The following is an 18,317-nucleotide window of genomic DNA, read 5'->3' on the forward strand; positions in this document are numbered from 1 at the left end:
TTCACCTGGCGGACTCAGAAATGTCGTTCGCGTCCGGCGAACAGGTCGCGTAAATTGCTTCGATGGCGCCAGACGATCAGTACCGTCAGGACGCTCATCGGCAGCAGTGCCTCAGGCTCGCGCCAGGCCAGCAATGGCAGGGTCAGCGGTGTGGCGATGAGCGCTGCGAGGGAGCTGGTGCGGGTCAGGTAGAAGGTCAGCAGCCAGGCGCCGATGGCCAGCAGTGCGGCCGGGAAGTACAGCCCCATGAGCATCCCGGCGGCGGTCGCCACGCCTTTGCCACCCTGGAAGCGGAAGTACACCGGGAACAGGTGGCCGATCACCGCGCAGAGGCCGATCCAGGCTTGCGCCTGCAGGCCGAGACCGGCCAGATGTGCGAGCAGCACCGGCAACATGCCCTTGCACAGGTCGCCAAGCAGGGTCAGGATCGCCAGTCTGCGCCCTGCCAGGCGCAGCATGTTGGTGGCACCGGCATTGCCCGAACCGCTCGAGCGAGGGTCGGGGCTGCCGCTGAGGCGGCTCAGGACGATGGCGAAGGACAGCGAGCCAAGCAGGTAGGCGAACAGCGCCAATAACCAAAACATGCTAACTATTCCGGGCGAGGACGCCCTGATTCTAACGGCGCCAGTCGCCCTTGTCGTGCTGTGGAGAGAAGTGCTTGGACAGAGTGTTCATCGAAGGCCTGGAAGTCGATACCGTGATCGGTGCCTATGACTGGGAACGGGATATTCGCCAGTGCCTGCGCCTGGACCTGAGTTTCGCCTGGGACAACCGCCCCGCGGCGGCCGGCGATGACCTGAGCCTGGCGCTGGACTACGCCAGTGTCTCGGCACGGGTCCAGGCGTTCGCCGAGCAGGCGCGCTTCGAGTTGGTCGAGACCTTTGCCGAGCGCCTGGTGGCGGTATTGATGGACGAGTTTCAGATCCCCTGGGTGCGGCTCAAGCTGACCAAGCCCGGCGCTGTGCCGGCGGCCCGTGGCGGTGTTGGCGTGGAGATCGAGCGCGGATGTCTGTGAGCACGGTTTACCTGGGGTTGGGCAGCAATGTCGACCGCGAGCAGCACTTGTGTGCCGGGCTCGACGCGTTGGCCGGGTTTCTGACGGAGATGCGCTGCTCGCCGGTGTTCGAAAGCCAGGCGGTGGGGATCAAGAGCGGTCCGTTCTTCAACCTGGTGGTGACCGGCCAGACTGACCTGCCACTGATGGAGCTGGACCGTCGGCTCAAGTTCATCGAGGCCGAAAACGGCCGCTATGCCCCGGAGCGCAAGGGTTTGCCGCTGGATATCGACGTGCTCATGTACGACGATCGGGAGGGCACGTTCGACGGTCTGGTGCTGCCGCGGGCGGAGATCCTGAAGAATGCCTTCGTACTGTGGCCGTTGTCGCTGATTGCGCCGACGCTGGTGCACCCAGGTGCGGGCAAGACCATGGCGCAGCTGTGGCAGGAGGCGCGTATCGAGCAGGTGCTGGCACCGGTGCCGTTCGAATGGCGTGGCTTGCAGCTGACCCGTATTTAGCCGTAGAGGGGCCGCTTCGCGGCCCTTTCGCGACACAAGGCCGCTCCCACAGAGATTTGCGCACGACACAAATCGCCTGGGCACACGCGACCCTGTGGGAGCGGCCTTGTGTCGCGAAAGGGCCGCGAAGCGGCCCCGGCGCTCTCGGCTAGTTCGCCTGTGTATAGGCTTGCAGCGCATTCAACCTTTCGGTCTTGAGGGCCTCGCCCAACGCCTGCCCCGTCAGGCCTTTGTCCACCAGGCTCTTCACATCGACGGCTTTGGCCGCAGCTGCCGCGCCGCGCAGATAATCGCCCTGTGGATAACCGTCGCCTTCGAGCGCCTGCCGCCCGCGCGCAACCATCTCGCACGCTGCGATGAAATCTTCGAGCCGCTGCGGTCGCCGGTATACGTCGAACTTCTGCAGCAACTCCAGCAGGGTCGGGGCGTCCAGCTCCGGCGCCCGCTGACAGTGCCCTTGCATCTCACCTACCAGCAACGCCAGTTCCTGGCATTCGCGCGGCGCCTTGAAGCGTTGATTGACGGCTTTGATGGCCTGCCCAAGCGCCTGCGTCAGGCAAGCCCAGCGCACATGCAGCGGCTGGCCATGCAACGCCGCCTGCTGCAGTGCAGCGAGGGTGTGCTCGCCCTCGCTCAGAGGCGCAGCGAACAACGCGTCCAGCTCTGGCATCAGCTGTTTCAGGGCATCGCAGGCGCGCAGCACCTGGATGAACACTTGGGGCTGGTCTTCCATCAGCGCGCGCTCGATTTCCTTCCAACTGCGCTCCGCCGTCAGTGCCTGCAGCTCGCCTGAAGCGCTGATCTGGCGCATCAGTTCGAGGGTGTCTGCGGCCACTGTGAAACCCAGCGGGGCATAGCGCGCGGCAAAGCGGGCGACGCGCAGCACGCGCAGTGGATCTTCGGCAAACGCCGGTGAAACATGGCGCAGAATGCGCTTATCAAGATCAACTTTGCCGTGATAGGGGTCGCACAGATTGCCGTGCTCATCCTCGGCCATGGCATTGATGGTCAGGTCGCGGCGGATCAGATCCTGCTCGAGGGTGACCTCGGGGCTGGCGTGAAAGACGAAGCCGCCATAGCCGCGCCCGCTCTTGCGCTCGGTACGCGCCAGGGCGTATTCCTCGCCGCTCTTGGGATGGATGAATACCGGGAAATCGGCACCGACCGGGCGGTAGCCCTGGGCCTGCATCTGTTCGACCGTAGCGCCAACCACCAGCCAGTCAATGTCACTGACGGCGCGGCCGAGCAAGCGGTCGCGCACAGCGCCGCCGACTTTGTAGATCTGCATGTAAAACCTCCGTTGCTGGCCACAGGATACCCTGTCGGCTGCAACGGAGGTGATGCGCTACTAGAGGTGATGAACTACGGCCAGGTCCATGCGCCCGTAGTCGCCGCTCTCGCCATGCTCGCCGCGCGGCGGCATGTGGTGGGTTTTCATGATCTGGTCACCTTGTACGGTGTCCAGGTGAATGTCGAAGCCCCACAGGCGATGCAGGTGCTTGAGCACCTCCTCGGTGGAGTCGCCCAGCGGTTTGCGGTTGTGCTGCTGGTGGCGCAGGGTCAGCGAACGGTCGCCACGCCGGTCGATGCTCCAGATCTGCACGTTGGGCTCGCGGTTGCCCAGGTTGTACTGCGAGGCCAACTGCTCACGAATGACCCGGTAGCCGTCTTCATCGTGGATCGCCGGCACCAGCAGGTCATCGCGCTGGTCGTCATCCAGAATGCTGAACAGCTTCAGGTCCCGGATCACCTTGGGCGACAGGTACTGCAGGATGAAGCTTTCATCCTTGAAGCTGCTCATGGCGAACTTGATCGTCGACAGCCAGTCACTGCCGGCCATTTCCGGGAACCAGCGGCGATCCTCTTCGGTGGGGTGTTCGCAGATCCGGCGAATGTCGGTGTACATCGCAAAGCCCAGGGCATAGGGGTTGATGCCGCTGTAGTAGGGGCTGTCGAAGCCGGGCTGGAACACCACGCTGGTGTGCGACTGGAGGAACTCCATCATGAAGCCCTCGGTCACCAGGCCCTCGTCGTAGAGGTCGTTCATCAGCGTGTAGTGCCAGAAGGTGGCCCACCCTTCGTTCATCACCTGGGTCTGGCGCTGTGGGTAGAAATACTGGGCGATCTTGCGCACGATGCGCACCACTTCACGCTGCCAGGGCTCCAGCAACGGCGCGTGCTTTTCGATGAAGTAAAGGATGTTTTCCTGCGGTTCGGCGGGGAAGCGTGCATCATCGCGGTCGCCACCCTTGTCAGCTCCCTTGGGGATCGTCCGCCACAGATCGTTGATCTGCCGTTGCAAATGCTCCTCGCGCTCCTTCTGCCGCCGGCGTTCTTCTTCGGCGGAGATCGGGTACGGGCGCTTGTAGCGGTCGACGCCGTAGTTCATCAGCGCATGGCACGAGTCGATCAGGTCCTCGACCGCATCGATGCCATGGCGCTCTTCGCATTGGGCGATGTACTGCTTGGCGAACACCAGGTAGTCGATGATCGAACTGGCGTCGGTCCAGGTGCGGAACAGGTAATTACCCTTGAAGAAGCTGTTGTGGCCATAGCAGGCGTGGGCAATCACCAGTGCCTGCATGCACATGGTGTTTTCTTCCATCAGGTAGGCGATGCACGGATCGGAGTTGATCACGATCTCGTAGGCCAGGCCCATCTGGCCCCGGCTGTAGGACTTCTCGGTACTGAGGAACTGCTTGCCGTAGGACCAGTGGTGATACCCCAGCGGCATGCCGACGGACGCATAGGCGTCCATCATCTGCTCGGCGGTGATCACCTCGATCTGGTTGGGGTAGGTGTCCAGGGCGTAACGCTCGGCCAGCCGGCTGATTTCCCGATCGTAGGTCTGGATCAGGTCGAACGTCCACTCGGATCCGGTGGAAATGGGTTGGCGTCTCTGTGCTCTGGCGGTCATGTGGCTAACCTGCGCTGGAAGAGTTCACGGAAGACCGGGTAGATATCGCCGGCCGATACCAGCTGCTGTTGGGCAAAGGTGTCAGGGAACGATTCGCCGATGCGCTCGTACTCGTACCACAGCGCCTGATGCTCACGCGGGGTGATCTCGACGTACGTGTAGTACTGCACATGCGGCATGATCTGCTTGGAGAGGATCTCGCGGCAGATCGGTGAGTCGTCGTTCCAGTTGTCACCGTCCGAGGCCTGTGCGGCGTAGATGTTCCAGTCGTTGGTCGGGTAGCGTTCGGCCATGATCTCCTGCATCAGCTTGAGCGCGCTGGAGACGATGGTGCCGCCGGTTTCCCGGGAATAGAAAAACTCCTCTTCGTCGACTTCGCGGGCGCTGGTGTGATGGCGGATGAACACCACGTCGATGCGGTCGTAGTTGCGCTTGAGGAACAGGTACAAGAGGATGAAGAAGCGCTTGGCGATGTCCTTGGTGGCCTGGGTCATCGAGCCGGACACGTCCATCAGGCAGAACATCACCGCCTTGGAGCTGGGGTTGGGCTGCTTGACCAGCAGGTTGTACTTGAGGTCGAAGGTATCCAGGAAGGGCAGGCGGTTGATCCGCGCGCTGAGGCGCTGGATTTCGGTTTCGACGGCCTGGATATCCGTGAAGTTGTCGGGTTCTTCGACCTTGAGCCGGGCCAGTTCGGCCTTGGCCTCGCGCAACAGCGCCCGGCTGCTGCCGGTCAGGGCGATGCGCCGGGCATGCGCCGAGCGCAAGGTGCGGATGATATTGATGCGCGCCGGGTTGCCTTCGTTGCTGATCCCCGCGCGTACGGTCTTGAAGGTGTCGGTGCCGCTCAGCTGGCGCTTGACCAGGTTAGGCAGTTCGAGGTCCTCGAACATGAACTCGAGAAACTCTTCCTGGGTGATCTGGAAGACGAACTCGTCCATGCCCTCGCCGGAGTTACCCGCCTTGCCACGGCCGCCACCGCCTCCCGCACCGCCCTGGGGCCGGGGGATGTGTTCGCCGGCGGTAAATTCCTTGTTGCCCGGATGAACGACGGTCTGCTTGCCGCCACGCCCATGGTGCAACACCGGTTCGTCGATATCGCGCCCCGGAATGCTGATCTGCTCGCCGTGCTCCATGTCCATGATGGAACGGCGGCTCACCGCCTCTTCGACGGCTTTCTTGATGTGGTCACGGTACCGCCGCAAAAAACGCTGGCGGTTGACCGTGCTCTTGTTCTTGCCGTTCAGGCGTCGGTCGATTACGTAGCTCATGGTCTCTCCGCTAAGAACAGCTGCAAGCTTCAAGCGTCAGGCTGCAAGCAACAGCAGCCACCGCCGCCGCAAGCTGTGGCGCAACGTTCGAGCGTTGCGCGGTACAGCTTGCGGCCTGGGGCTTGGCGCTAGCCGCTTATTGCGATTTCCTGACCCGCAGGTACCATTCCGAGAGCAGGCGCACCTGCTTGTCGGTGTAGCCACGTTCCACCATCCGGGTGACGAAGTCGTTGTGCTTCTGTTGGTCTTCCTTGCTGGCTTTGGCGTTGAAGCTGATGACCGGCAGCAGGTCTTCGGTGTTGGAGAACATTTTCTTCTCGATCACCACCCGCAGCTTCTCGTAGCTCAACCACGTCGGGTTCTTGCCATTGTTGTTGGCCCGGGCACGCAGGACGAAGTTGACGATTTCGTTGCGGAAATCCTTCGGATTGCTGATGCCGGCCGGTTTCTCGATCTTTTCCAGCTCCTCGTTGAGGGCGATTCGGTTGAGGATCTCGCCGGTCTCGGGGTCGCGATACTCCTGGTCCTGGATCCAGAAGTCGGCGTACAGCACGTAGCGGTCGAAGATGTTCTGGCCGTACTCGCTGTAGGACTCCAGGTACGCGGTCTGGATTTCCTTGCCGATGAACTCGATGTAACGCGGTGCCAGGTACTCCTTGAGGAAGCGCAGATAACGCTCGCGGACCTCGGCGGGGAACTGTTCCTGCTCGATCTGCTGCTCCAGCACATACAGCAGGTGCACCGGGTTGGCGGCCACTTCGTGCGCGTCGAAGTTGAACACCTTGGAGAGGATCTTGAAGGCGAAGCGGGTCGACAGACCGTTCATGCCCTCGTCGACGCCGGCCGAGTCGCGGTACTCCTGGATCGATTTCGCCTTGGGGTCGGTGTCTTTGAGGTTTTCCCCATCGTAGACACGCATCTTCGAGTAGATGTTGGAGTTTTCCGGCTCCTTGAGGCGCGACAGCACGGTGAACTGGGCGAGCATCTTGAGGGTGTCAGGCGCGCAATGAGCCTTGGCCAGGGAGCTGTTGAACAGCAGCTTGTCGTAGATCTTGATCTCGTCGCTGACCCGCAGGCAGTACGGCACCTTGACGATGTAGATCCGGTCGATGAACGCTTCGTTGTTCTTGTTGTTGCGGAAGGTGTGCCACTCCGATTCGTTGGAGTGCGCCAGCAGGATCCCCGAATACGGGATCGCGCCCAGGCCTTCGGTACTGTTGTAGTTGCCTTCCTGGGTGGCGGTCAGCAGCGGGTGGAGCACCTTGATCGGTGCCTTGAACATCTCGACGAATTCCATCAGGCCCTGGTTGGCCCGGCACAGCGCGCCCGAATAGCTGTAGGCGTCGGCGTCGTTCTGCGGGAATTCCTCGAGCTTGCGGATATCCACCTTGCCCACCAGGGCGGAGATATCCTGGTTGTTCTCATCGCCGGGTTCGGTCTTGGCCACGGCAATCTGGTTGAGGATCGAGGGGTACAGCTTGACCACCTTGAACTGGCTGATGTCGCCCCCGAATTCAGCCAGTCGCTTGGTCGCCCACGGCGACATGATGGTGTTGAGGTAGCGGCGTGGAATGCCGAAGTCCTCTTCGAGAATCGCGCCGTCTTCAGTGGCGTTGAACAGCCCCAGGGGGGATTCGAAGACCGGTGAGCCCTTGATGGCGTAGAAGGGCACCTTCTCGATCAGTTGCTTGAGTTTTTCCGCCAGCGAGGATTTGCCGCCCCCCACCGGGCCCAGCAGGTAGAGGATCTGTTTCTTCTCTTCCAGGCCCTGCGCGGCATGGCGGAAGTACGAGACGATCTGGTCAATGCACTCTTCCATGCCATGGAAGTCGGCAAAGGCCGGGTAGCGCCGGATTACCTTGTTGGAGAAGATGCGCGACAGCCTGGAGTTGGTTGACGTGTCGATCACCTCCGGCTCGCCGATGGCCAGCAACAGCCGTTCGGCCGCCGAGGCGTATGCGCTGCGATCCTGCTTGCACAGCTCGAGGTACTCCTGCAGCGACAGTTCTTCCTGGCGGGTTGACTCGAAACGTTGTTGGAAGTGGCTAAAAATACTCATGACGTCACCTCGCTCGATACGTGGAGCCGACGCCGGATCAGTCAGCTGATGCTGGCATGCAACCGGGTTCGCCGATTGCTGTATACCCCCCAGAACACCCTTGAAGCGCTACCGATGACCCGCACGCCGGTGTACCGGCTCTCCCCTTTTTGGATGGCCTGGGCTTAAGAATAGTTGGTTCTGCGAGAGGTCAAGGGCGCAAGGCCGAGAAGTTGCCTACGACCGTTCGTCAGGTCTGGCGCCAGCCCGCACGGGGCGCGGGCTGCAGGGGAAGTGAAAATTTATTCGGGGGCGCTTTGGGCGGTCTCGGCCGGGTAGGTGCTGCGCCACAGCTCGAAGCCGCCATCGAGGCTGTAGACCTCGGAGAAGCCCTGGCCGACCAGGTAGGCGGCGGCGCTCTGGCTGGAGTTGCCGTGGTAGCAGACCACCACGGTGGGCTTGTCGAGGTCGGCATTGCGGATGAAGTCCGCAACCGAGTGGTTATCCAGCGGGAGAGCGCCCTGGATGTGGCCGGCGGCATAGGCTTGCGGGTCGCGAATGTCGACCACGACCGCACCTTGCTCGCGCAGGGCCTGGGCCTGCTCGGGGGGGATGCGTTTGAATTCGCTCATGGGGTGATTTCCTTCAGGACTGATCGTTCATTTTAGCGGGTGGCGCTGCTGGGTCTACTGGGCGGCGCAACCGGCGGGCGGACGGTGCCGTCGTCGGCGCAGTCACAGCGGTGCAGTTCGCCGCTGTCGACGTTATACAGGGTCATCGCACCGCCCCACACGCAGCCGGTGTCCAGCGCGACCACGCCGGGCGCATGGGCGCGTCCTTCGAGCGCGGCCCAGTGGCCGAAGATGATCTTGACGTGGCGGGCGCGGCGCTCCTTGTGGGCGAACCAGGGCTTGTAGCCTCTGGGGGCGTCGTCTGCGCCTTCCTTGCTCTTCAGGTCGAGCTTGCCTTCGGCGGTGCAGAAGCGCATGCGGGTAAAGTAGTTGGTGATCACCCGCAGGCGCTCGACGCCGCTGAGGTTCTTGCTCCACTTGCTCGGTTCGTTGCCGTACATGCCGTCCAGGTAGGGCTTGAGCCGGGCGTCGTCGCGCAGCACTTCCTCGACCTCGGCGGCGAGCTCCAGTGCACGCCCCAGCGTCCACTGCGGGGGGATGCCGGCATGCACCAGGGCCACCCCGCGCGGTTCGTCGTAGTGCAACAGCTTCTGTCGGCGCAGCCAGTCGAGCAACTGGTCGGCATCCGGGGCGTCGATGATCTCGCGCAGGGTGTCGCTTTTTTTCAGGCGCTCGACATTGTGCCAGGCGGCCAGCAGGTGCAGGTCATGGTTGCCCAGTACGCAGACCAGTGATGCACGGATCGAGTACAGGAAGCGCAAGGTCTCGAGCGATTCAGGGCCGCGGTTGACCAGGTCGCCGACCAGCCACAGGCGGTCGACGGCGGGGTTGAAGTGGACACGTTCAAGCAGGCATTTGAGCGGTTGCAGGCAGCCCTGGAGATCGCCGACGGCGTACACCGCCATCAGTGCAGGGCCCCGGGTACGGCGAGGCGGAACGGCGCGATCGGGGCGTCGAAGCGTTTGCCGTCCTCGGCAAACATCTGGTAGCTGCCGTGCATGGCGCCGACCCGGGTGCTGATCACCGCGCCACTGCTGTAGGTGTGGCTCTGGCCCGGCTCGATCAGCGGTTGCTGACCCACCACCCCGGAACCGCGCACTTCTTCGACTTCACCGTCACCGTTGGTGATCAGCCAGTGCCGAGACATCAGCTTGGCTGCAACCGTGCCGCTGTTCTGCACGGTGATGGTGTAGGCAAAGGCGAAACGCTCGTTGTCGGGGTCGGACTGTTCTTTGAGGTAGCGGGTGACGACGCTGACGTCGATCTGGTATCGGGAGTCGGACATGCAAAGGCCTTGAGCAGACGTGCGAATACGGCAATGGGTGCAGTCTAGGCTATCGGCGGGGCAGGAGGCCAGTTGTGTGGCGGGGGAGGGGTGTTGCGCCGGCCATGGTGGCCGGCCCGCTCCGAGGGGAGCAGGCGGGCTGCGATGGCGCTTAGTTGGCCGGCTGCTGCTCGGCCAGCTTGTCGGCCAGGCGCACGAAGGCGGCCAGGTCGAGCTGTTCAGGGCGCAGGCTGCCGTCTACCCCGGCGGCCTCGATGGCCTGGCTGTCGAGCAGGGCCTTGAGGGTGTTGCGCAGGGTCTTGCGGCGCTGGTTGAACGCCTCGCGAACGACGCGCTCGAGCAGCAGGTGATCCTTGGCCGGGTGCGGCAGGACTTCGTGCGGGACCAGGCGGACGATCGCCGAGTCGACCTTTGGCGGCGGGTTGAACGCGCCGGGGCCGACATTGAACAGGTGTTCGACCCGGCAGTGGTACTGCACCATGATCGACAGGCGACCCCAGTCGCCACCGCCTGGGCCGGCGGCCATGCGCTCGACCACTTCCTTCTGCAGCATGAAGTGCATGTCGCGGATCAGCCCGGCGTGGCTCAGGAGGTGGAAGATCAGCGGGGTGGAGATGTTGTAGGGCAGGTTGCCGACCACCTTGAGGCTGCGCTCGGGCACACCCAGCTGGTTGAAGTCGAACTTCAGCGCGTCGCCCTGGTGCAGGCGGAAGTTGTCGAAGTTGGCGAACTTGTGCTGGAGGATCGGCACAAGGTCCTTGTCCAGTTCGACCACGTCAAGTTGCGCGCCGCTGCCCAGCAGGCCTTCGGTGAGGGCGCCCTGGCCCGGGCCGATTTCCAGCAGGTGTTCGCCGGGCTTGGCATGGATGGCCCGCAGGATGCGGTCGATGACCCCGGCGTCGTGCAGGAAGTTCTGGCCAAAGCGCTTGCGCGCCTTGTGTTGGTAATGCTCGTTCATGGTCGGTTCTCGGCCATCTGGTAGGCGGTTTGCAGCGCGACGCGCAGGCTGCCGGTGTCGACCTTGCCGGTGCCGGCCAGGTCCAGGGCGGTGCCGTGATCGACCGAGGTACGGATGATCGGCAGGCCCAGGGTCACGTTGACCGCAGCGCCAAAGCCTTTGTACTTGAGTACGGGCAGGCCCTGGTCGTGGTACATCGCCAGCACCGCGTCGCAGTGCTCCAGATATTTGGGGGTAAACAGGGTATCGGCCGGCAGTGGGCCGCGCAGGTCCATGCCTTCGGTGCGCAGGCTGTGCAGTGCTGGCTCGATGATGTCGATTTCTTCGCGGCCGAGGTGGCCGCCTTCGCCGGCGTGCGGGTTGAGGCCGCACACCAGGATACGCGGGTTGGCGATGCCGAACTTGTCACGCAGGTCGGCGTGCAGGATGCGCGTGACACGCTGCAGGCGCTCGGCGGTGATGGCGTCGGCGATCTCGCGCAGTGGCAGGTGCGTGGTCACCAGGGCCACGCGCAGGCCATGGGTGGCCAGCATCATCACCACTTGGCTCGTTTGGGTCAGGTCGGCGAGGAATTCGGTATGCCCGGAGAAGGGGATACCGCTCTCGTTGATCACACTCTTGTGCACCGGTGCGGTGATCATCCCGGCGAAACTGCCGTCCAGGCAACCGTTGCCGGCGCGTGTCAGGGTCTCGAGGACAAACGCCGCGTTGGCCGGGTCCAACTGGCCGGGTACGACCGCTGCCGCCAAGGGTGTATCCCAGACATACAGGCTGCCAGCAGGCGCGGCCTGCTCGGGCCAATGATCGGGGGTGACCGGCAACAGGCTGATCGCCAGCCCCAGCTGCGCGGCCCGCTCGACGAGCAGGTCACGGCTGGTGATGGCGATCAGGGGGTGAGGCTGGGCCTCGCTGGCGAGCAGCAGGCACAGGTCGGGACCTATGCCAGCCGGCTCGCCGGGTGTGACGGCGAAGCGCAGGGGCTTCACTGGGCGGCCTGGTCGGCGCCAGGCAGCTTGATCTCAACGTAGGCTTCGTCGCGGATCTGGCGCAGCCAGGTCTGCAGCTCTTCGTCGTACTTGCGATTGCGCAACACGCTCAGTGCCTGTTGTTCACGGGCCTGTTCAGTGCTGTCGGTGGCGCGGCGGCCGAGCACTTCAAGCACGTGCCAGCCGTACTGGGTACGGAACGGCTTGGTCACGACGCCTTGTTCGGCACGGGCCATTTCTTCGCGGAACTCCGGCACCAGGCTGTTCGGGTCGATCCAGTTGAGGTCGCCGCCGTTGAGCGCCGAACCTGGGTCTTCCGAGAAGCTTTTGGCCAGGGTGGCAAAGTCTTCGCCATCCTTGATGCGCTCGTAGAGTTTCTCGGCCAGCTGCTCGGTGGCAGCGTCGCTGCGAATCTCGCTCGGCTTGATCAGGATGTGGCGTACATGCACTTCGTCACGCAGGACGCTTTCGCTGCCGCCGCGTTTTTCCTCGAGCTTGAGGATGATGAAGCCGTTGGGGATACGGATCGGCTGGGTGATCTCACCCACCGTCAGGCTGCTGAGCATCTTGGCGAAGTCGGGTGGCAACTGGCCTGCCTTGCGCCAGCCCATCTCGCCGCCTTCCAGGGCGTTCTCGCTGGCCGAGCGGGCGATTGCCACCTGGCCGAAGTCCGCGCCTTGCTTGAGTTGCTGGTACACCTCACCCGCTTGCCGAGCGGCAGCCTGGATGGCGTCCGAGTTGGCGCTCTCCGGGGTCGGGATAAGGATGTTGGCCAGGCGAAACTCTTCCGACAGCTGCATCTTGCCAAGGTCGGAGGCGAGGAAGTTCTTCACTTCCTGCTCGGACACCTGGATGCGCTCGGCAACCCGGCGCTGACGCACGCGGCTGATGATCATCTCGCGCTTGACCTGCTCGCGGGCGTCATCGAACGACAAGCCATCGCGGCGCAGGGCGGCCTGGAACTGCTCCAGCGACATGCCATTGCGCTGGGCAATGGTGCCGAGGGCCTGGTTCAGCTCTTCGTCGGTGATGCGGATGCCCGAGCGTTCGCCAATCTGCAGCTGCAGGTTTTCGACGATCAGGCGTTCCAGCACCTGCTGGTCCAGGGCGCCGGGAGGTGGCATGCCACCACCGCGCTTGGCGATGGTCTGCTCCACTTCACGGACGCGCTGGTCCAGTTGGCTCTTCATGACCACGTCGTTATCGACGATGGCCACGACGCTGTCCAGGGGTTGCACCGCGGCATGCACCGCGCCACTCAGTAAAGCAGCGCCCAGCATCAGCGGGCGCAGGCGATCAATAAGCTTGGTCTTCACGTGTACGATAACCTTGAATGCCTTGGTCGAGGAAAGACTCGACCTTGTTGCCCACGACGCCACCCAGGCCTTTCAGCACGATCTGCAGGAAGATGCCGTGGTCGCCTTTTTCGTTCTCTGGGATTGCCTGGCTGAAGTCGTCGTAGTCAATCCAGTAACGGTTGATCAGACGCAGCTTCCAGCAGCAGTTGTCATACTCGAAACCGCCCATGGCTTCCAGGGTACGGTTGCGGTTGTAGTCATGCTGCCAGCGGGCGATGACGCTCCACTGCGGCACGATCGGCCAGATCACCGAGAAGTCGTGCTGCTCGATCTTGTAGTAGTCCTCGACGTAGCCCGGGGTGCCTGGGGTGCCGTAGTTGCCACCACCCACTTGCCAGGTGCCGGTCAGCGAGTCGTAACGCACCAGGTCGTTGCGGTAGCGGTAGCCGGCGTTGATGACCTTGTTCGGGTTGTCTTCAGGCTGGTAGTGGAACATCGCGCTGCCCGAACGGGGGCTGCTGGTGTCCGGATCCCAGTTGTATTCGGCATTGAGGCGCCAGTCGCGGTTGAAGGCGAACATGTACTCAAGTGCGTACGGCGAGACATTCGACTGCGAGTCCTGGCGTGTACGCCAGTCGATACCGGGCAACTGAACCTTGCGGTCCTGGAAGTAGACGGCCTGGCCGACGCTGATGCGTTGGCGTTCGAAGCCGTTCTCCTCGATCCAGCGGTTGGTCACGCCCAGCGACAGCTTGTTCTCGTCGCCGATGCGGTCAGAGCCGGTGAACCGGTTGTCGCGGAACAGGGACGAGTAGTTGAAGTAGCTCTCACCCGTGTCGAACACCGGGATGTCCTTCTGATCCTCATACGGTACGTTGAGGTAGAACAGACGCGGTTCCAGGGTCTGGCGGTAGTTCTTGCCGAACCATTGGGTGTTGCGGTCGAAGTACAGGCCGCTGTCGACGCTGAATACTGGAATGCTGCGGTTCTGGCTGCTCGAGAAGTCGCCGCGCAGGTCCAGGGTTTCAGCATCGGCAGTAGCAAGGTCGCTCTTGCCCTTGCCGTCCAGGTCGAGGTCGTAATGGGTGTAGACGTACTTCAGCTTCGGCGTGAAGTAGCCGTAGCTGGCTGCCATCGGCAGGCTGATCGCGGGAGCAACATTCAAGCGAGTGCCGTTTGCGCGAGCCAGGCCGAAGACGTTCTGGTCCAGGCGACGGCCGTCGGCCCCGGCCGTGGTGTCCAGCTCGCCGTCCTTGTTGATCACGGTGCCATTCTGCAGATCACGGTCGAAGCGAACTGCTTCACTTTCGTACGTGAAGTTGAGCCCGCCAGGAGTGAACGGCAGCTGACCGTTGAGGGTGAGTTGCGGCAGTCGGTCGTACGGGGTGATCGCCGAAATGGTCGCCATTTCGTACGCCAGCACGTTCAGGCGTGCGGTGTAGCTGTCGCCTCGATAGGTCAGGGCGCCTTGCTGAATGACGTAGTCGGTGCTTTCGACACCGATCTGGTCGGACTCCAGGTCCTGGAAGTAGAACGGATCGCTGATCTTGGTGTAGTCCACCTCGGCCATAAGGCGCTTATCCAGGCCGCCCTTGTGCTGCCAGTTGAGCATGTAGCGATCTTTCTGGTAGTCGGTCTGCTTCTCGCGATCGTTGCTTTCGTCGTTGAGGTACGCCCCGCCAAACTGGCCTTCGCTGGACTTGGTCAGGTAGCGGAACTCACCTTCCATGAGCATGCCGCGCTTGGCCATGTAACGCGGGTACAACGTGGCGTCGTAGTTTGGCGCCAGGTTGAAGTAGTACGGTGTGACCAGCATGAAGCCGGTGTCGCTGCTGGAGCTGAACGACGGCGGCAGGAAGCCGGACTGGCGACGGTCATCGATCGGGAAGTAGATGTACGGTGTGTAGAACACCGGGAAATCCTTGACCCGCAGGGTGACGTTGGTCGCGGTACCGAAGCCGGTGGCCGGGTTCAGGGTGATGTTGTTGCCCTTCAGCGTCCAGGCGTTGCTGTTCGGTTCGCAGGTGGTATAGGTACCATCCTTGAGGCGAATGATGGCGTTTTCGCCACGCTTGGCATACAGCGCGCTGCCGCGAATCCGCGACTTGTGCATCACGTACTCGGCGTTGTCGACCTGGGCCTCGCCGGTATCCAGCTGGATCTGCCCCTGGTCGCCGACGACCAGCGAGCCGTTGTCGCGAATCTTGACGTTGCCCTTGAGCTCGCCACGGTTCTCGGCCTGGTACAGGTTGGCCTCGTCGGCCTCGACCTGCATGCTGCCCTGGCGCATGACCACGTCACCGGCGAGGGTAGCGATCTGCTGCTCCTGCTGGTACTTGGACACCTTGGCATTGAGGTAGGTCGGCGCCTCGTCCTTGGGCGTGGTGTCGTCCATGCCTGGCCGGGTCGGCTCGACATAGGCACCCGCGCAGTACGGACCGGTCTCGGCCAACTGGGCAGCCGTGAGCTTCTCGCGTGGGACCCAGTCGAGGTGACTGTAGTCTTCACTGCGGGTCTTCAGGCCACGGCCTTTGCTCTCGGTGACCAGCATGGGCGCGGGTTTGCCGTCGGCGCTGGCTTCGAAAGCCTCGCCTTCGGTACCCGTGCTCAGCGCTGCACCCTCGTGCACAGGGCGCGGTGGCAGCGTGCTGACAGAGGTCTTGGGCTTGCAGTCCCAGCCACCGGAAGCGGACACTTGGCAGTCAAACTGCTCGGCAGCCACCACGTACGAGGTGGCCAGGGGTTGCAGTACCAGCAAACTGCCTGTCACCAGCAACGGAAACTTTCTACGAAACGCGGGGGATTTCAATGCCATCTTATTAGTCCGGGCTTCCTGCGTGCCATCTGCCCGCGTGTGGGGCCGCACGCCTCTCGATGGTCTGAAAAAGATGCTGGATAATAAAGCATGACCCGCTTGACGGCTAGGGCCGTCGGAGACCCTTGTAATGCCTGATCATGATCTACGCCTTGAACTCCTCAAAGACTGGCTCAAACAGCAACTGCTTGCCCTGTTCCAGATAAACGGCTGGGGCGAAGTCCCCGAAGGCACCCTGACGGCCGCCAGCAGCGATGCCAGCTTCCGCCGTTACTTCCGCTGGCAGGGCGCCGGTCGCAGCTTCGTGGTGATGGATGCGCCGCCGCCGCAGGAAAACTGCGCGCCGTTCGTGGCCATCGATCACCTCCTGGCCAGCGCGGGCGTGCACGTGCCGACCATTCATGGGCAAGACCTGCAGCGCGGCTTCCTGTTGCTCGGTGACCTGGGCCACCAGACATACCTGGACATCATTGACCCGAGCAATGCCGATGGCCTGTTCGCCGACGCCATCGACGCCCTGCTGGCCCTGCAGCGCCTGCCGCTGGATGCAGCGCTGCCCAGTTACGACGACGCCTTGCTGCGCCGCGAGCTGGAGCTGTTCCCTGAGTGGTATGTCGGCCGCGAACTGGGCGTGAGCTTGAGCCAAGCCCAGCAAGACCGCTGGCAGCGCGTCAGCCAGCAATTGATCGACAGTGCCCTGGCCCAGCCAAAAGTACTGGTGCACCGCGACTACATGCCACGCAACCTGATGCACAGCACCCCCAACCCTGGCGTGCTGGACTTCCAGGACGCGGTCTACGGCCCGGTGACCTACGATATCACCTGCCTGTTCAAGGACGCCTTCCTCAGCTGGCCGCAGACGCGTGTCGAAGGTTGGCTGGGCGACTACTGGGAGAAGGCACGGGTCGCCGGCATCCCGGTGCACGCCGATTTCGACGCGTTCCAGCGGGCCAGTGACCTGATGGGCGTGCAGCGCCACCTGAAAGTGATCGGCATCTTCGCGCGCATCTGCCACCGCGACGGCAAGCCGCGCTACCTCGGCGACGTGCCGCGGTTCTTCGCCTATATAGATGAGGTGGTCGCACGTCGGCCGGAGCTGGCCGAACTCGGCCTGCTGATCGCCGAACTCAACGCCGGAGCCCGCCCATGAAGGCGATGATCCTCGCTGCGGGCAAGGGAGAGCGCATGCGTCCCTTGACCCTGCACACCCCCAAGCCTCTGCTGCCGGTCGCCGGTCAGCCGTTGATCGAGTACCACCTGCGTGCCTTGGCGGCTGGCGGGATCCGCGAGGTGGTGATCAACCACGCCTGGCTCGGCCAGCAGATCGAGGATCATCTGGGTGACGGCAGCCAGTTCGGCCTGAGCATCCGCTATTCGGCCGAAGGCGAACCGCTGGAAACCGGCGGCGGAATCTTCAAGGCGCTGCCGTTGCTGGGTGCCGAGCCGTTCCTGCTGATCAACGGCGATGTCTGGACCGACTATGACTTCAGCCGTCTGCAGGCCGCGCCCAAGGGCCTGGCGCACCTGGTTCTGGTGGACAACCCGGGGCACCACGGCCGCGGTGACTTCCGCCTGCTCGGCGAGCAGGTGGTCGACGGCGACGAGGCCCCTGGCACGCTGACCTTCAGTGGTATTTCGCTGCTCGATCCGGCGTTGTTCGCGGGTTGCCAGGCCGGTGCCTTCAAACTTGCGCCGTTGCTGCGCAAGGCCATGGCCGAGGGCCAGGTGAGCGGCGAGCACCACCGCGGGCAGTGGGTCGACGTCGGCACCCTGGAGCGCCTGGCCGAGGCCGAGCGCTTGATCGGCGAGCGCGCCTGATATGTGGTGGCCGAGCACGGTGATTGGTGCCGGAGCGGGTTACGCGGTTGCCAGCATTCCCGGCGCGCTGCTGGGCGCCTTGCTTGGCCAGGCCATGGACCGGCGCCTGCGCCTGCGTGGCTGGGAGGACATGCGCGAGCGCTTGGGCGGGCGCCCGGCGCTGCGTGACGAAGAGCTGCTGTTCGTCCTCCTGGGGCGCTTGGCCAAGAGTGACGGTCGGGTGGGGCAGGGGCATATCCAGCAGGCGCGTCACGAGATGACCCGGCTGGACCTGGCTGAGCCCGCACGCCTGCGGGCGATCGCCGCCTTCAATCGGGGCAAGGCCGGCAAGGACCGGCTTGGCCGCTACCTGCGGCGCATCAAGGAGCAGCCGCATGGCGCCGAGGGCGCGCTGCGTGCGTGCTGGCGGATGGTCTGGGCGGATGGCAAGGCCGGGCGGCACGAGCGCGACCTGGTGCTCGACTGGGGCCAGCAGTTGGGCTTGAGTCGGCGCCAGGCGCAAGCCTTGTCGCTGGAATACGAGCCCCGCAAGGCGAGCGTGGAAGGCGCCACCCTGACCTACGCGGTGGCCTTGCGCGTGCTCGGCGTCGAGGCCGACACCGAGCCAGACAAGGTCAAGCAGGCCTATCGGCGCCTGCTCAGCCGACATCATCCGGACAAGCTGGTGGGCAGTGGCGCGAGCGAGGCACGGGTGCGTGAGGCGACCGACAAGACCCGTGAACTGCACCAGGCCTATACCCTGATTCGCAAGCGCCGGGGGTTGTAGTTGTCCCTGGCCTGAGGC

Annotated in this window: 17 protein-coding genes; 5 read left to right on the forward strand and 12 right to left on the reverse strand. The window is 63.5% G+C overall.

Annotated elements, in window-relative coordinates:
• Positions 1–14 precede the first annotated feature (14 nt).
• The gene (gene plsY / locus CCOS865_RS02835; RefSeq protein WP_119137714.1) at positions 15–584 is read right to left on the reverse strand and encodes a glycerol-3-phosphate 1-O-acyltransferase PlsY; all 570 of its coding nucleotides are present in this window, start codon (positions 582–584) and stop codon (positions 15–17) included.
• Between the two features lie 74 nt (positions 585–658).
• Between plsY and folB the strand changes: the two genes are divergently transcribed.
• Both folB and folK read left to right on the forward strand, forming a co-directional pair.
• Positions 659–1,015: a dihydroneopterin aldolase gene (gene folB, locus CCOS865_RS02840; RefSeq protein WP_119137716.1), complete on the forward strand. Its 357-nt coding sequence runs from the start codon at positions 659–661 to the stop codon at positions 1,013–1,015.
• A complete protein-coding gene (folK, locus tag CCOS865_RS02845; RefSeq protein ID WP_119137718.1) occupies positions 1,006–1,515 on the forward strand; it encodes a 2-amino-4-hydroxy-6-hydroxymethyldihydropteridine diphosphokinase in 510 nt (169 codons plus the stop codon). Before folB ends, folK begins: the two co-directional genes overlap by 10 nt.
• Positions 1,516–1,663: 148 nt before the next feature.
• On the opposite strand, the gene CCOS865_RS02850 is transcribed toward folK, so the two are convergent.
• The 11 genes from CCOS865_RS02850 to CCOS865_RS02900 form a co-directional block, all read right to left on the reverse strand.
• Entirely contained in the window at positions 1,664–2,803 is a 1,140-nt protein-coding gene (locus tag CCOS865_RS02850; protein ID WP_119137719.1) for a multifunctional CCA addition/repair protein, read from the reverse strand.
• A gap of 60 nt (positions 2,804–2,863) precedes the next feature.
• Complete coding sequence (locus CCOS865_RS02855; RefSeq protein WP_119137721.1) at positions 2,864–4,432, reverse strand: SpoVR family protein; 1,569 nt, start codon at positions 4,430–4,432, stop codon at positions 2,864–2,866.
• Complete coding sequence (locus CCOS865_RS02860; RefSeq protein ID WP_119137723.1) at positions 4,429–5,703, reverse strand: YeaH/YhbH family protein; 1,275 nt, start codon at positions 5,701–5,703, stop codon at positions 4,429–4,431. The genes CCOS865_RS02855 and CCOS865_RS02860 overlap by 4 nt, the downstream gene beginning before the upstream one ends.
• A 136-nt stretch (positions 5,704–5,839) precedes the next feature.
• Positions 5,840–7,762, reverse strand: a complete 1,923-nt coding sequence (locus tag CCOS865_RS02865; RefSeq protein ID WP_103435196.1) for a PrkA family serine protein kinase — start codon at positions 7,760–7,762, stop codon at positions 5,840–5,842.
• A gap of 281 nt (positions 7,763–8,043) precedes the next feature.
• Positions 8,044–8,373 (reverse strand): thiosulfate sulfurtransferase GlpE, encoded by a 330-nt coding sequence (gene glpE, locus CCOS865_RS02870; protein ID WP_119137725.1) that lies wholly within the window; start codon positions 8,371–8,373, stop codon positions 8,044–8,046.
• Between the two features lie 32 nt (positions 8,374–8,405).
• Entirely contained in the window at positions 8,406–9,278 is an 873-nt protein-coding gene (locus CCOS865_RS02875) for a symmetrical bis(5'-nucleosyl)-tetraphosphatase (protein WP_119137727.1), read from the reverse strand.
• A complete protein-coding gene (apaG, locus tag CCOS865_RS02880; protein WP_119137729.1) occupies positions 9,278–9,658 on the reverse strand; it encodes a Co2+/Mg2+ efflux protein ApaG in 381 nt (126 codons plus the stop codon). Before apaG ends, CCOS865_RS02875 begins: the two co-directional genes overlap by 1 nt.
• A gap of 151 nt (positions 9,659–9,809) precedes the next feature.
• Positions 9,810–10,616 (reverse strand): 16S rRNA (adenine(1518)-N(6)/adenine(1519)-N(6))-dimethyltransferase RsmA, encoded by an 807-nt coding sequence (gene rsmA / locus CCOS865_RS02885; protein WP_119137731.1) that lies wholly within the window; start codon positions 10,614–10,616, stop codon positions 9,810–9,812.
• Entirely contained in the window at positions 10,613–11,602 is a 990-nt protein-coding gene (pdxA, locus tag CCOS865_RS02890; protein ID WP_119137733.1) for a 4-hydroxythreonine-4-phosphate dehydrogenase PdxA, read from the reverse strand. Before pdxA ends, rsmA begins: the two co-directional genes overlap by 4 nt.
• A complete protein-coding gene (locus tag CCOS865_RS02895; protein WP_119137735.1) occupies positions 11,599–12,918 on the reverse strand; it encodes a peptidylprolyl isomerase in 1,320 nt (439 codons plus the stop codon). Before CCOS865_RS02895 ends, pdxA begins: the two co-directional genes overlap by 4 nt.
• On the reverse strand, positions 12,899–15,715 hold the full coding sequence (locus CCOS865_RS02900; protein WP_119137737.1) for an LPS-assembly protein LptD: 2,817 nt from the start codon (positions 15,713–15,715) through the stop codon (positions 12,899–12,901). The genes CCOS865_RS02895 and CCOS865_RS02900 overlap by 20 nt, the downstream gene beginning before the upstream one ends.
• Before the next feature lie 130 nt (positions 15,716–15,845).
• Here CCOS865_RS02900 and CCOS865_RS02905 point away from each other — a divergent pair, with 130 nt between their 5' ends.
• From CCOS865_RS02905 to CCOS865_RS02915, 3 genes are read left to right on the forward strand one after another with little or no spacing between them, the layout of a single operon-like run.
• Complete coding sequence (locus CCOS865_RS02905) at positions 15,846–16,865, forward strand: aminoglycoside phosphotransferase family protein (protein ID WP_119137739.1); 1,020 nt, start codon at positions 15,846–15,848, stop codon at positions 16,863–16,865.
• Entirely contained in the window at positions 16,862–17,533 is a 672-nt protein-coding gene (gene murU / locus CCOS865_RS02910) for an N-acetylmuramate alpha-1-phosphate uridylyltransferase MurU (protein WP_119137741.1), read from the forward strand. Before CCOS865_RS02905 ends, murU begins: the two co-directional genes overlap by 4 nt.
• Position 17,534: 1 nt before the next feature.
• Entirely contained in the window at positions 17,535–18,299 is a 765-nt protein-coding gene (locus CCOS865_RS02915; protein WP_119137743.1) for a TerB family tellurite resistance protein, read from the forward strand.
• The last annotated feature ends 18 nt before the right edge of the window (positions 18,300–18,317 follow it).

Origin of the sequence: Pseudomonas reidholzensis, assembly GCF_900536025.1 — a bacterium.
Taxonomy (GTDB): Bacteria; Pseudomonadota; Gammaproteobacteria; order Pseudomonadales; family Pseudomonadaceae; genus Aquipseudomonas; species Aquipseudomonas reidholzensis.

Excerpts from the sequence above, each read along its gene's own strand:
- murU (WP_119137741.1), top strand. The coding sequence starts at position 16,862 with ATGAAGGCGATGATCCTCGCTGCGGGCAAGGGAGAGCGCATGCGTCCC.
- CCOS865_RS02860 (WP_119137723.1), bottom strand. The coding sequence starts at position 5,703 with ATGAGCTACGTAATCGACCGACGCCTGAACGGCAAGAACAAGAGCACG.
- apaG (WP_119137729.1), bottom strand. The coding sequence starts at position 9,658 with ATGTCCGACTCCCGATACCAGATCGACGTCAGCGTCGTCACCCGCTAC.
- CCOS865_RS02875 (WP_119137727.1), bottom strand. The coding sequence starts at position 9,278 with ATGGCGGTGTACGCCGTCGGCGATCTCCAGGGCTGCCTGCAACCGCTC.
- glpE (WP_119137725.1), bottom strand. The coding sequence starts at position 8,373 with ATGAGCGAATTCAAACGCATCCCCCCCGAGCAGGCCCAGGCCCTGCGC.
- CCOS865_RS02865 (WP_103435196.1), bottom strand. The coding sequence starts at position 7,762 with ATGAGTATTTTTAGCCACTTCCAACAACGTTTCGAGTCAACCCGCCAG.
- CCOS865_RS02900 (WP_119137737.1), bottom strand. The coding sequence starts at position 15,715 with ATGGCATTGAAATCCCCCGCGTTTCGTAGAAAGTTTCCGTTGCTGGTG.
- CCOS865_RS02850 (WP_119137719.1), bottom strand. The coding sequence starts at position 2,803 with ATGCAGATCTACAAAGTCGGCGGCGCTGTGCGCGACCGCTTGCTCGGC.
- rsmA (WP_119137731.1), bottom strand. The coding sequence starts at position 10,616 with ATGAACGAGCATTACCAACACAAGGCGCGCAAGCGCTTTGGCCAGAAC.
- plsY (WP_119137714.1), bottom strand. The coding sequence starts at position 584 with ATGTTTTGGTTATTGGCGCTGTTCGCCTACCTGCTTGGCTCGCTGTCC.
- CCOS865_RS02905 (WP_119137739.1), top strand. The coding sequence starts at position 15,846 with ATGCCTGATCATGATCTACGCCTTGAACTCCTCAAAGACTGGCTCAAA.
- CCOS865_RS02855 (WP_119137721.1), bottom strand. The coding sequence starts at position 4,432 with ATGACCGCCAGAGCACAGAGACGCCAACCCATTTCCACCGGATCCGAG.
- folK (WP_119137718.1), top strand. The coding sequence starts at position 1,006 with ATGTCTGTGAGCACGGTTTACCTGGGGTTGGGCAGCAATGTCGACCGC.
- CCOS865_RS02915 (WP_119137743.1), top strand. The coding sequence starts at position 17,535 with ATGTGGTGGCCGAGCACGGTGATTGGTGCCGGAGCGGGTTACGCGGTT.